The organism is Candidatus Magnetaquiglobus sp., from assembly GCF_058402785.1.
This window is the reverse complement of record NZ_JBZVFG010000007.1, coordinates 1-12,623: the sequence shown is the minus strand read 5'-3', so window position 1 is coordinate 12,623 and position 12,623 is coordinate 1. Positions and strand designations below refer to the sequence as shown.

General features: G+C 61.7%; 10 protein-coding genes. 6 read left to right on the top strand and 4 right to left on the bottom strand.

The window, feature by feature from the left end; genetic code table 11:
* Positions 1–536 (bottom strand): molybdenum cofactor biosynthesis protein MoaE (locus ACV4UY_RS03890; RefSeq protein ID WP_491606339.1); only part of this gene is annotated, 536 nt, incomplete at its 3' end.
* A gap of 281 nt (positions 537–817) precedes the next feature.
* Between ACV4UY_RS03890 and ACV4UY_RS03885 the strand changes: the two genes are divergently transcribed.
* The 4 genes from ACV4UY_RS03885 (at position 818) to ACV4UY_RS03870 (ending at position 8,413) form a co-directional block, all read left to right on the top strand.
* Positions 818–3,247 (top strand): CHASE2 domain-containing serine/threonine-protein kinase, encoded by a 2,430-nt coding sequence (locus ACV4UY_RS03885; protein ID WP_491606338.1) that lies wholly within the window; start codon positions 818–820, stop codon positions 3,245–3,247.
* Positions 3,248–3,401: 154 nt separating this feature from the next.
* The gene (locus tag ACV4UY_RS03880; protein WP_491606337.1) at positions 3,402–4,586 is read left to right on the top strand and encodes an ABC transporter substrate-binding protein; all 1,185 of its coding nucleotides are present in this window, start codon (positions 3,402–3,404) and stop codon (positions 4,584–4,586) included.
* Positions 4,583–7,153, top strand: coding sequence for a methyl-accepting chemotaxis protein (locus ACV4UY_RS03875; protein WP_491606336.1), 2,571 nt, complete (start codon positions 4,583–4,585; stop codon positions 7,151–7,153). Before ACV4UY_RS03880 ends, ACV4UY_RS03875 begins: the two co-directional genes overlap by 4 nt.
* Positions 7,154–7,501: 348 nt before the next feature.
* Positions 7,502–8,413 carry an NYN domain-containing protein gene (locus ACV4UY_RS03870; protein ID WP_491606335.1) on the top strand — a complete coding sequence of 304 codons (912 nt, stop codon included), beginning with the start codon at positions 7,502–7,504 and terminating at the stop codon, positions 8,411–8,413.
* Positions 8,414–8,900: 487 nt separating this feature from the next.
* Here ACV4UY_RS03870 and ACV4UY_RS03865 read toward each other — a convergent pair whose 3' ends face one another.
* On the bottom strand, positions 8,901–9,278 hold the full coding sequence (locus ACV4UY_RS03865) for a hypothetical protein (RefSeq protein WP_491606334.1): 378 nt from the start codon (positions 9,276–9,278) through the stop codon (positions 8,901–8,903).
* A 362-nt stretch (positions 9,279–9,640) separates the two neighbouring features.
* Here ACV4UY_RS03865 and ACV4UY_RS03860 point away from each other — a divergent pair, with 362 nt between their 5' ends.
* Both ACV4UY_RS03860 and ACV4UY_RS03855 read left to right on the top strand, forming a co-directional pair.
* Positions 9,641–9,856 carry a hypothetical protein gene (locus ACV4UY_RS03860; protein WP_491606333.1) on the top strand — a complete coding sequence of 72 codons (216 nt, stop codon included), beginning with the start codon at positions 9,641–9,643 and terminating at the stop codon, positions 9,854–9,856.
* Positions 9,849–10,244 (top strand): DUF2335 domain-containing protein, encoded by a 396-nt coding sequence (locus ACV4UY_RS03855; RefSeq protein WP_491606332.1) that lies wholly within the window; start codon positions 9,849–9,851, stop codon positions 10,242–10,244. Before ACV4UY_RS03860 ends, ACV4UY_RS03855 begins: the two co-directional genes overlap by 8 nt.
* A gap of 404 nt (positions 10,245–10,648) precedes the next feature.
* Here the strand turns inward: ACV4UY_RS03855 and ACV4UY_RS03850 are convergent, their stop codons facing one another.
* Together ACV4UY_RS03850 and ACV4UY_RS03845 are read right to left on the bottom strand one after the other, a co-directional pair.
* Entirely contained in the window at positions 10,649–10,969 is a 321-nt protein-coding gene (locus tag ACV4UY_RS03850) for a hypothetical protein (protein WP_491606137.1), read from the bottom strand.
* A 481-nt stretch (positions 10,970–11,450) separates the two neighbouring features.
* Positions 11,451–12,623 (bottom strand): AAA family ATPase (locus ACV4UY_RS03845; protein WP_491606331.1); only part of this gene is annotated, 1,173 nt, incomplete at its 5' end.

Below are 12,623 nucleotides of genomic sequence, written 5' to 3'. Positions count from 1 at the left end.
CCGTGGCCATCCCTCTTCTCCCCGTGCCCATGGGCGCAATCGCGCCGATGGTCGAACGCCCCGTCTTCCAACCCCATCGACTCGCTCCTTCCCCACTGTCCCGCCGCCGCCTCGCAGCCCGGACAGGCATCCACCCACCGCGCCCCACCCTCGGCGGTGATCTCCTTTTTCCAGAAGGTGGCGTAGAGCTTCAGATGGTCGATCATGTAGCGGCAGGCATCGAACGCATCGGCGCGATGCCGCGCCGCGGCCACCACCAGCACGATGTTGTCCGCCACCTCCAGACGTCCCACCCGATGCACCACCAACAACTCCTCGATGGCGAACCGGGCCCGCGCCGCCACCTCGATGCGCGCCAGTTCCGCCTCGGTCATGCCCGGATAGTGCTCCAGCTCCATGGCCACCACCCGATCCCCGGAGGTGTAGTCGCGCACCGTGCCGACAAAACTCACCACCCCGCCGACCACCGTGCGTCCGGCCAGCAGGGCGGCCTGCTCCGATTCCAGCGAAAAATCCTCGGTCTGAATGCGAATCATCGATCGGCCAATGCGGTTGCAAGATTGTCCTTTGGGCATGAAGCGCGTATCATAAGACCCGCTCCGGTTTTCCGAAAGAGTTTGTCGCTCCAGGTCCGAATCGCTGCCATCCGGCTGTTTGGAGTCTGTCTGGGAATTCCATCCCTGGAATCGCCCGGCGCGCATGGTTTCGAAATGGCACTCGCACCATAACCTGAAAATCGACTGGCAATCTGACGGGCCACCCCTGGCCCGCGTCGGCTGTTTGGCCCGTGCCGAACCGCCCCTTGGATCGTTGACTCATGACCCGCCTTCAAGCGACCAACCACCGATTGCCGGCCCTGGCCTTGGCTCTGCTGTTTCTGATCCTCGATCAGTTCGGCCTGCTCGACCCCCTGGAAAGGCTCGCCTATGACCGGGGTCTGCGCGCCCTCGCCCGTCCCGCCGAAACCCGCGTCGCCCTGGTCACCATCGACGACCCCACCCTGGAACGCCTCGGTCCCTGGCCCCTGGCCCCACGTCACCATCTGCGCCTGCTGGAGATCCTGCAACGGGCCGAACCACGCGTTCTCGCCTTCACCGAACCGATCACCGCCCATGATGACCCGTCGGACCAGGAAGCGCTCCGCGCCCTGGGCGCCCTGTTCCGCCAGAGCGGCAACGTGGTCCTGCCCCTGCCCGTCGAGTGGAGCGACCCCGAGGCGGGACGAAACGTCATCCCGCCGCCATACCTGCTCAAGGCCGCCACCCTGCCGACGCCGGCCAAACCCTGGAAATCCGATGCCGAACCCCCCTGGGTCACCCCCTTCGACTGGCCACGGGAGGAACCCGGCGCCCAGGCGGCCCGGATCGGCGCGAACCTGACCGCCCTCGATCCGGATCGGGTCGTCCGCGCCATGCCCCTGCTGCTGCGCGCCGGAGATCGACTGCTCCCCGCCCTGCCCCTGGCCGTGACCATGACCGCCCTGCGCGCCTCCACCGAGGCGGTGCGTCCCGATCCTTTCGGCACGCTGGAGATCGCCGACACCCGGATCGCGACCCAGAACGGCTGGCGCATCCGCCCCTGGTTCCATCCCGGCGCCAACCAACACCCGGAGTTCGCCCACTTCTCCATGCTCGCCATCCTGGAAGGCAAGGTCCCCCCCGAGAGATTCCGGGATCTGGTGGTGCTGATCGGCCCGGATGCGGAGAGCCTGACCACCCGGTTCGCCACCCCCATGCCGCGCGCCATGTCCCCCCTCGAACTGCACGCCCAGGCGGTCACCGCCCTGCTCGACGGACAATCCTTCTTCATCCCGGACTGGGCCCGCTCCGGTCGCCTGATCCTGTTCGGCCTGGTGACCCTGCTGCTGCTTCTGGCCCCTCCGCTCGGCATCGGCGCCCACCTGGCGACCCTGGCCGGCGCGGTCGCCCTCGCCATCGCCGTGCCGGTGGCCCATGTCCGGCTGCTCGACCTCCACGGACTCTGGGTGCCGATGATCGCCCCCCTGGCCCTCCTCGGCGGCGGCGCGATCCTGCCGCTGCTGCTGCGCTGGTGGTTCGGCGCGTCGGCAGAATCCAATGTCCGGACCGGCGAACACGACATCCACCTGGCCCTCGGTCTGGCCTATCAGGGACAGATGTGCTGGGAGCTGGCCCAGGAACAGTTCCGCCTCGCACCCATGGATGCCCGTCTGATGGCCATGAGCGACCATCTGGCCCGCGACCTGGAGCATGCCCGCCGCCATGCCGACGCCGCGCGCCTCTATCACCGCATGCTGCGCTTCGCTCCCGGCGACACCCTCCTGCAACAGCGCCTCCACGCGGCACAAAACCACCTGACCGGCGCGGGTGGCGGTGCGTCCGCTCCCGCCTTCCCCAGCGGCGAAACCCGGATTGCCCGCGCCGTGGGCCATTACCCGATCGTCGCGGAACTCTCCCATGACCCTCTGGGGCTCCTGGAACTGGGGCGGGATCCCCTCACCGGCAGACCGGTGATCCTGCGTCTGCCCCACCCCCCGCGTCACCCCTCCCCGGAACGGGCCGAAAAGGCCAGACGCCGCTTCCTCGCCGATGGCGAAAAAGGGCTGAAATGGCATCACGAAGGGGTGGTCGAACTGCTCGGCCTCCACCTGTCCGCCCAACCGCCCCATCTGGTCATGGCCCACTTCCCGGTGCATGGCAACCTGGAACGCCATCTCCACCCGGATGACCCCCTGCCCCTCTCCCTGATCCTCTACATCGCCACCCGCGCCGCCATGGCCCTGGACCACGCCCATCAACGCGGCCTGACCCACGGCAACCTCAGGCCCGAGGATATCCTCTACGATCCCAAGAGCCGCGAGGTGTGGATCAAGGAGTTCGGCCTGGCCCGCCACCTGGGACTCGATCCCGGCTCGGGAAGCCTCTCGCCCCATGCCGCGCCGGAATTGGTGGCCGGAAACGCGGACGCCCTGGATACCGATGGCGAGGCGCGCGCGGATCTTTATGCCCTGGCGGCGATTCTGGTGCATCTGCTCACCGGTCAGCCGCCCCACCGGGCCGATGACCCGGAGAGTCTGCGCGAACGGATCCTGCACGGTCCTCCCCCGGATCTGACGGCCCTTCGACCCGACATGCCGCCGGGCTTGAAGCGCATTCTCGACCAGACCCTGAACCGGGATCCGGCCAGGCGTCCGGCACGCGGCAAGGAGCTGGCGCGCCTGCTGGTGGCCTTCATTCGTGAGAGCGTCCAAAAACCGCCAATCCCCTGATCCCGCTTGTTCCCCCGTCCCTGCGACACCTGTGGCCTGGAAAACGATTACTCACTGAAAATCTTGCAAATTCCTGTTTGTCTTTCGCTGTCCGGGCTGCTATCCTGTTCAACATTTAGATGACATCAACCCGAATCTGCCCTTCTGGTCCATCATGCGCGCCATCTTTCTCTCCGCACTCCGCCAGGCAACCCTCGTCCTGGCGCTATTCTCGAGCCAACCGGTCGCGGCCACCGAAATCCCCATCGGCATGTCCACCCCCCTGGAGAGCGGTCCGGTGGCCCTGGGCCAAAACACCAGACTGGGGGTGGAGGCCTATTTCAACGCCGTGAACAAAAACGGCGGCGTGCATGGCCATACCCTCAAACTGATCGCCCTCGACGACGGCTACGAGCCGACCAGGGCCGCGGTCAACATGCGCACGCTGATCAATGACAAAAAGGTGCTGGCGGTGATCGGCAATGTCGGCACCCCGACCGCCGTGGTCGCGGCCCCAATCGCCAACGAAACCCGCACCATCCTGATCGGCGCGATCACCGGGGCCGGATTGCTGCGCAAGAACCCGCCGGAACGGTATATTTTCAACTACCGGGCCAGCTACGCCGAGGAGACCGCCGCCATGATCGACGGTCTGCTGGGACTCGGCATCAAACCCCGCGAGATCGCCTTTTTCACCCAGAACGACGGCTATGGCGACTCCGGACACGCCGGCGCGGTGGCCGCCCTGAAAAAACACGGCTTCACCGACACCGACACCCTGGCCCATGGCCGCTATACCCGCAACACCACCCACATCGAAGGGGCCCTGGCCTCGATCCTCGACGCCGAAACCGAACCACGCGCCATCATCATGGTGGGGGCCTATCCGGCCTGCGCGACCTTCATCCGCGAGGCGCGCAAGGATCTCCCCAACGCCCTCTTCATCAACGTCTCGTTCGTCGGCAGCGCGGCTTTGGCCAAGGCCCTGGGCAAGGATGGCGAAGGGGTGATCGTCACCCAGGTGACCCCCTCCTTGAGCGACCCGCTCCCCGGCGTGCAGGCCTATCACAAGGCCCTCAAACAGCTCGATCCCAAGGCCGCGGCGGATTTTCTCTCCCTGGAGGGGTATCTGGCCGCGCGCCTGCTCGTCGAGGGAATCGAACGGGCCAGGCCCACCGGCAACCCGCGCGAAGATCGCGAAGCCCTGGTCAAATCCCTGGAGAGCCTGAACGACTTCGATCTGGGCATCGGCATCCCGGTGCGCTTCGATCCGAAGGACCATCAGGCCAGCCACAAGGTGTGGCCGACCCGCCTGGTGCATGGGGAGTTCCAACCGTTCGCCTGGAGTCAACTGCGATGAGCGCTCCGCTGACCGACCCCACCCGCGACGCTCCGTCCATGACGGAACGGCTCGTGACCCGGCCCTTCGATCTGACCATCCGCCGTCTGCTCACCCTGTGGGTGGCCATCGGGGTGGTGGCCACCCTGATCCTGGCCGGCGCCGCCGCCTACTCCACCATCCGCCTCACCGGCCTGCAACAGCGGGTCGTGGAGCAGGTGCTCCCCCTGGAGGCCTCCGGACGCCGCATCGGTGCGCTGCTTCTGGAATACCTCACCCATCAGGATCAGCTGCTCCAGACCCAAACCCTGGAGTCCCTCGGCAAACTCCCGACGCGCGGCCCGCTCGATGGACGCTTCAACGCCGAACTCGAACGGTTGGGTCGGACCATCCGGACCTTTCCGGACATGGCGCCGATCCTCTCGGGACTCAAGCAGGCCCACGCCGCCTTCCTGGAACAGGATGACCGTCTGCGCGAACAGATGCGCCGCGACCTGGAGATCCGCCAGAAACTCAAAACCCAGATCACCGCCCTGGACCAGACCGTGGAGCGCATGACCACCCACGCCGAGGGGATCAAGGGCAAGGTGAACCTGGCCATGACGCGCGGCAAGCGCCAGACGCGCCGCGCCCTCGAGGGACGAGGCGCGGAAGATCTCAAGAGCCTGGCCGCACAGATGATCTCGGGCGGCGCGGGTCGGATCGCCCAGGTGACCGAAAAAAGTCTGGCCAGCGTCAACACCCTGTCGATTTTAAGCCGCCAGATCCGCCTGGAAAAAACCCCGGATCTGCTCACCAGCCTCAAGGCCAATCAGCTCAAACCCGCGGTGGATCTGGGTCGCCAGTCGATCACCGCCCTCAAGGGGGCCTCGGATCAGACCCAGGCCCAGGCCGGCCTCGCCGAACTGGCCACCGAACTCGACAAGGAGTTCAACACCCTGGTCAAACTGCTCGTCGAGGGGGACGAGGCGGTCTACACCCTGGCCTGGAACGGCCTGGAGGTGGGACGCCAGATCGAAACCAGCCGCAAGAACGCCGAGTCGATCCAACAACAGGTGCTCGGTCAGCTCGAGAAGATCGGCGCCGCCGTGGACGGCTTCAACGAGGAGACCACCCGCACCTCGGCCTCGGTCAGCCGCACCGGCCAGGCCCTGGTCTACACCGTGACCCTGATCGTGGTGCTGTTCATGGTGGGCTTCGGGCTCAAACTGGCCCGCCGCATCTCCTCCTCCCTCGACCAGGCGGTGGTCGGGGTCAACCGCATCGCCGAAGGAGACCTGACCACCGAACTCAAGTCGGTCAGCCGCGACGAACTGGGGCAACTGATCCTGGCCATGTCCGGCATGGCGGCCATTCTCAAGGGGATCTTCGCCTCCCTCAACGAAGGCTCCGGCAATCTGTCGGAGGCGGCCCGCGAACTCTCCCAGGTCTCTGGCGCCCTGAACGCCAGCGCCGAACTGCTCACCGAACAATCGAGCAGCGTGGCCGGCGGCGCGGACCGCTCCAGCCGCAACCTCCAACAGATCTCCACCGACGCCGAACAGGCCAGCGCCAATCTGACCACCCTCTCCCATGCCGCCGAGGTGGCCAGCCACAACCTCAACACCATCTCCGCCGCTGCCGAGGAGGCGAGCATCAGCCTCACCCAGGTGGTCTCCTCGGCCCGACAGGCCACCCAGCGCATGGCCGAGGTCAAGGATGCCGCCGAGCAGACCAGCGGCAACGTCACCGGTGTCGCCGGCTCGGTGCGCGCCATGACCGATGCGTTGGGCGAAATCCGTCAACGCTGTCTGGTGGCCAGCCAATCCTCGGAACAGGCCAACCACGAGGCGGAACGGACCCAGGAGGTGATGGAACGGCTGTTGGAGTCGGCCCAGGAGATCCACAAGGTGGTGGACGTGATCAACAGCATCGCCGAACAGACCAACATGCTGGCCCTGAACGCCTCCATCGAGGCCGCCGGCGCCGGAGATGCAGGCAAGGGGTTCGCGGTGGTGGCCAACGAGGTCAAGGAGCTGGCCCGACAGACCGCCGCGGCCACCGGCATGATCTCGGAAACGATCGTGCGCATGAGCGACCACTCCAGGGATGCCACCGACGCGGCGGATCAGATCGTCGTCAAGATCCACGCCATCGCCTCGGCCAACGAGGAGATCCTGCAAGCGGTGGAGGATCAGGACCGCTCGGCGCGCGGCATCGCCCAGGCGATGAACGAGGCCGCCGAGCGGACCCGTTCGGTCACCGAGGGGATGGTGGCCACCAATCAGGACATGGAGGATGTGAGCCGGGCAGTGAGCGAGGTGTCGTTGGGGATCGCGGAGGTGACCCGCAATGTGGGCGAGCTGTCGGTGGGGGTGGGCGAGATGACCCGCAACGTGGCCGAGGCCTCGGCGGGGAGCCGGAACATCACCGGCAACGTGCACGATGCCGCCGACACCGCGCTGGAGATCGCCGCCAGCATGGAGCCGGTGCGCCAGGCGGTGGCCGACGTGCTGGGGATGAGCGCGCAACTGAGCCAGCGCGCCGGCGAGATGTCCCGCCTCTCCGAGTCGATCAAGGGGATCGTCGCCCGCTTCCGGCTGGAGTGATGGTTTCTGGCCGGATCACGCCACCCGTCCCACGGCGTGGTCTCGTGTGATTCGGCTCTGTTGTCTGCTTCCGACTGCTTGTTCGTTCCTGTCCTGGCGCGGCGAGCGTATGGTGATTCTCTCTCATCACATCCTGCTCAGACTGGACTGACGACAAACAATTATGATGCAACGCCTCTCCCCGGCATGTCTTTTTCTTGACTTCATGATTAAAAATTCAGTTGCAAAATCTTGCCAGATTTGTTAGAAATCAAATCGACCCGTCACACACCGAACACTACTTAGTGTGGCGAGGCCCATGCCCCCTTATCAGGGGGCTTATTATTACTCCAAATTATAATAAAAATAATGAACAACAGACTCGCAGTGCTCGTGGATGCTGGATATTTACTGATGCAAACCGTGACAATTCTGGGGGAAAAGAAAAGTCAGACAAAACCCACCCGACGTAATTTAAGGATGGACGATCCACACGGAATCATTGATCTGATTGTTAGAAAAGCCAAAATTGAACTTGAAAATCATAATCTTCTGCGCGTCTACTGGTACGATGGCATTAAAGACGACTTGTCCTCGGAACACAAGGCGATCAGCGAACTCCCCGACGTGCAATTTCGCGCGGGGACCATCAATAATCATCAACAACAAAAAGGTGTAGACTCGAAAATCATCACCGATCTGATCGAGCTGGCCACGAACCGAGCCATTTCGGATGCCATGATCGTAACCGGTGACGGCGATCTGGCAATAGGAATTGAAATCGCCCAACGTCATGGCGTCAGGGTTGCGGTATTGGGCGTTGAGGATCCTTCAACCCATATCAGTCCGAAAGTGAGCCCCGAGATCACCCGCATCGCGGACCGTGTCGTTTCAATCAACAAAGCAGATATTTCAGCTTATTTCACATACACGCCTCCAGAATCCTCGACACCCCCCACATCTGATTCCACACCTTTCGCCGCATCGATTTCCGTACCATCCAAGGCCTATGTTTCAGACAATCCCACCGTTCTTGCTGCTGCTTCTCCTTCCTGCCCCAACCCGATCGAACCTGATATCGAAGATATTGTAAAAAGCTTTATTACGGACAAAGTGACAAAACTGGAAGACTCTCTTGATCCTTCAGGACGCATCGATCCTTTGGTGGATGCAATGTTAATCAAGTACTTATGTAATACACTTGAAATAAAAAGGATACCAGACGAGCAACTCAGAAAAGCCCGTTCCGTTTTCAGAAGAGAGCGCCCTTCTGCCCGATGATTTGGCGCCATTGTCTCAGCCTTTTGAAATGATCCCCTAAGAACGACTCCCCAGTGCATGCCTGGAACCAGCCAAAAAGATCATAAAAAAAAGGAGCTGGTCCGTTTGACCAACTCCTTTTTTAAATCCTGGTGCAAAGGGTGAATCACATTCGCGTGTAACATGATGAATTTGAACAATAAAAAATTGCATACCCTTCAAACTACACACGATTCTACACACAAAAAAATTTGCTGCATTTCTTGTCAAAAAGCCAACACCTCCGAATTATGCCCCTCCAAGGTGAATGCTCATCCCTTTGGGCGATGACGAGCCAATGCCCCTCGATCTGACATAGGGTCATTCCACCGGCGCGCGAAATCGGGATCCGCCAGGGGTTTGGATTTTTTCCGTACCCTGCCAGACTGAACGAAAAAGGGGTGGCCGCCCTCCCTGGCAGCCGGATGCATGATCTTCGCGCCAGCATCAACCCTGGCGGGCGTGTTGGTCATAAGAGCTTCTGTTGCGGCCCGATCCATCCCTTGATCAGATCTTTCGTGAGACTCATCCGAAACAGCGTATCACCAGCGATGGTGACGGCCCGGACCAGCACGGCTTGCAGATCGTCCAGGAAGGGCAACAACTCATCCGGATCGATCTTCTGTCCGGCGTCGCGACGATCAAAGGCAAGCATGCGCAGTTCCCTCAACAGCGCCTCGCCATCATCAAAAGATCGCATGTCGGAAAGCTGGTGACGCTTCTGGTACGGCTCGGGAGAGGCATCCCCCTGGACGGGGAATAGATCGGCATCCACAAGGCGCAGCTTGCCTTTTTCGGATACCTGAATGCGGATGGTGCGGGATGGGGTGGGGGTGTTCGTGGTCATGGCTTTCGTCTCCTTTTCGGGGATGGTTGATTTGACCGGGTGCCGAAAACCGACGAAAGACGGCGCGCTTCTTTCCCTTGCGGGTATTGTATCCACGCACACCCGGCCAGGAGTCGGGCACGCAGCAGCCATGCCGAATTCAAGGCGCAAAAATACCGCAATGGTCTGACGGGTGCGGTTTCCGCTTTCGTTGGGGTTTTCGGCCCCGTGGATGCATCGTGGATCAGACCGTTGCCGGGGTCAAGGGATGACGGATTCTGTTCATCCTTGAACGTCTTTGGATTTCATTGGACGATGTTTCCCCTGATCGTATACAATGGCTTCGTGCCAGAAGGGAATGACGACGCAAAGGAGCAATCCGCATGAAAAATCAATGGCATCATCTGCTCAAGGGGATGGGAGGGGTTTTCAACCTCTACCCTGGTCCCGCCAGTCTGCCGCGTGAATTGAGTCGTTTCATGAATCCGCCGAAATCCGTGGACCAAGCCTTCCGCGCTGACGCAAACGCCTTGCGCCAGGATTGGGAGAAGATTGGATCAGACATGAACCAAGCCATCAGCGGGATCAATCGTGGCTGATTTGATCAACGAAGTTGCTCCAGTCGTGTCGCAAACGGACGATGGGGAAGCACCTCGTATTGTCGTGCAACGCGCTCAATTCGTCGGCCCACTCCCGCCACCCCAAATGCTTGCGGAATATGGACACATCGTTCCTGACTTTCCGGAAAGAATTGTCAGTCGTTTTGAAGAGGAAGGACACCACCGCGCGGCAATGGAGCGGGAAGCAATGGCCCTCCAGAGTCGAGGACAATGGATGGCCTTGTTGATGGGAATGACAGCCATCGTTGGTTCGGTGATCTTGACCGTGAATGGTCATGATTGGGTTGGCGGCGTAATGGGTGGCGGTACAGTTGTCGGACTCGTCACGGTGTTTATCAGTGGTCGCTCGTCCAAATCCGATGCGTGATCGTGATTTTCGTACCCGCCCAGGAGATGCGCCTTCCCGCTCCCCCTCCGGCGCGAAATTGCCGATTCGCTGGCTTTACAAAAAATCGCTACAGCGCGTTGCCGCTTGGGTGGGGGTGTGCGTCCAACCAGGAAAACGCGCTCCTGGGGCTTCTGGTGCAGCGTGCTGGCCCCTTTGACAAAAATCCGAATTCCGCGCTCACAAGAGTTTGGCGGGGTACGCGGTCCCTGGCTTGAGCGTTCCAGAGATCCAACCGGCCTTCCCGCGCCCGGTTTGCCCGTTCACCTGGGTGTTCACCTCACCGGGTGTTCACCAGGGTGTTCACCCGATTTCCCCCCTGACAGTAGCGGCCCGCCGGGGTTCGAATTTACCCGCGCCGCGTCACTCTCCAGGAGGACCCGGAATTATCCGGGGGGCAGCCGTTCGCGTTGATCCAAGAGCCATTGCGTGACGCGATTTGACTCCGGCGAATTGTTGTGCTTGTCCGGGTGCGTCAACTTGATCAGACGCATCATCATGCCTGCCCACTCGTCCACCGTCGGCAATCGCGGGTCGGCCATGATGGTCACTTGTGGCCCGTGGCTGGCGGATCCTTGCTCGTCCTTGGATTTGCGCCAGCATGGGTAACAGATCCGCTCCCATCCCTGCTTCGGGTAGAAGGATCTGCCGCAGTCGTCGCACTCCCGTGCGGCGTGTCCGAAAAAATCACCCCAAGGTTTGGTCATGGCTCACCCCTCCGTCCAGGACGTAGCCGAATCCAAACCTTCCGCCAATCCGCCAATACTTCCGCCAATGACTGGCGGACGCATGGCCAAGGCGGGGTCGCCAGACCTTCCGCCAATGGCGAGGGGGTATAAGGGGGATTGGCGGAACATATAATTGGCGGAAGAAATTGCCCATCAGACCCCCCTGTTTGATCGGGTGTCGGGTCCGTTCCCAACCCTGTTTCGGGTGAAAGGATCTGCCGCAGCCTTCGCAGTCCCGCGCGGCGTGGCCGAAATAATCACCCCATGGTTTACTCATGACTCACCCATCCGGCCAGGTCGAGGTTGAATCCGAACTTTCCACGAATCCGCCAAACTTCAAAAAAATCCGCCAAACTTTCCAGCCAAGGCGAGGCCCAGAGGCCTCCGCCAAAGGCGTGGGGGGTATGGGGGGTTTGGCGGGCGGAAGTTTGGCGGATGGTTTGGCGGGCGTGAGTGACCATCAGAACCCCTCCTTTTGGTCGGACAGGTCGTTTGATCCGGGGTGCCGAAGGGTGAATCCCTCGCGGGATTTATGGTCAGGAGTCTTGGTCCACTGCCGAAAGATGACCCGATCATCCTCAAGCGCGCTCATGATTGACCAGAACCGATCCTTATCCAAATCCTCGGGAAATCTGGGGTGAACCTTCATCGCCGCGTAAGCCGTTGATGATCCTGTCCGAGAAACAGGAATTCGTTCGCCGCGCAGATCGGCAGATCCGACGATATCAACCAAAGCGCGCCGCACCCCGGTATCGTCCTTCACATCATCTTGGCCGGCACCACCCCCGAACACTGGCACCCCGTCCGCGCTCCAATGTAGATGGATCGGATCGGCCAAAGGTCCGAAGTTCGATTTCTGATGCTCAATGGTCATTAAGCCGCCTTTGCCTGGAATCAGGCTCAAGCGTGACCGGACGGAATTGTGCCAGGCGGTCGAACCTGAAAAATCTTGTGCAGTCTTCGCGATGGCCGCCGGTTTCGAGACATGACCAAGCAACAGAACAGCGCGGGTCGGTCCGGCCAATCTGGAACGGGTGTCTCGCAGGAATGCGCGAACATGCGATCTCTTGACTTCATCGCCGTCGAAGACATCGCTGGCGTTGTCGAGAACCACCAAACCGGGGTCGAGCCGTTGAACCAGGTCGGCAACATGGTCGAGTGTCTGCGTTGGCAAACAGCGTTGGCGGTCGGCACGGTGAAGCACGGCATCCGTGTTTGACGCGTCGAGCAGGTGCAGACGGTCCCACAACTCCTCCATTTCGATGCCATGCGCGTGGCAGATCCGACGCAGCCGATGCCGCAGGGTTCGCCCAGGGTCTTCGGCAGAGACAAACAGAACCACGCTCGGCCTCGTGTGATGCGATCCGAAGGGCTTTCCCACCGCAACGAAGGCAGCGAGCAAGAGCGCGACATAACTTTTGCCGGCCCCGCCATGCGCCGAAAGCAATGCAACCTCGCCATGGGGCAGGATCTTATCAACGGCGAAAGTCGGCGCGTCGTCCTGGTCGCCTTCCAAGATGAAGTCCACCAAGTGCGCATCGAGTGAGAAATTTTCCTCGGTCTCTGGCGTCTCGTGGCTGTCAAGCGACACGCAAAACTGACCCCCTTGCGACACGCAAAATTGACCCCCTCC

Bases quoted from the DNA above. Each gene is read 5' to 3' on its own strand.
- ACV4UY_RS03875 (WP_491606336.1), top strand. From the start codon at position 4,583: ATGAGCGCTCCGCTGACCGACCCCACCCGCGACGCTCCGTCCATGACG.
- ACV4UY_RS03860 (WP_491606333.1), top strand. From the start codon at position 9,641: ATGAAAAATCAATGGCATCATCTGCTCAAGGGGATGGGAGGGGTTTTC.
- ACV4UY_RS03885 (WP_491606338.1), top strand. From the start codon at position 818: ATGACCCGCCTTCAAGCGACCAACCACCGATTGCCGGCCCTGGCCTTG.
- ACV4UY_RS03865 (WP_491606334.1), bottom strand. From the start codon at position 9,278: ATGACCACGAACACCCCCACCCCATCCCGCACCATCCGCATTCAGGTA.
- ACV4UY_RS03850 (WP_491606137.1), bottom strand. From the start codon at position 10,969: ATGACCAAACCTTGGGGTGATTTTTTCGGACACGCCGCACGGGAGTGC.
- ACV4UY_RS03880 (WP_491606337.1), top strand. From the start codon at position 3,402: ATGCGCGCCATCTTTCTCTCCGCACTCCGCCAGGCAACCCTCGTCCTG.
- ACV4UY_RS03870 (WP_491606335.1), top strand. From the start codon at position 7,502: ATGAACAACAGACTCGCAGTGCTCGTGGATGCTGGATATTTACTGATG.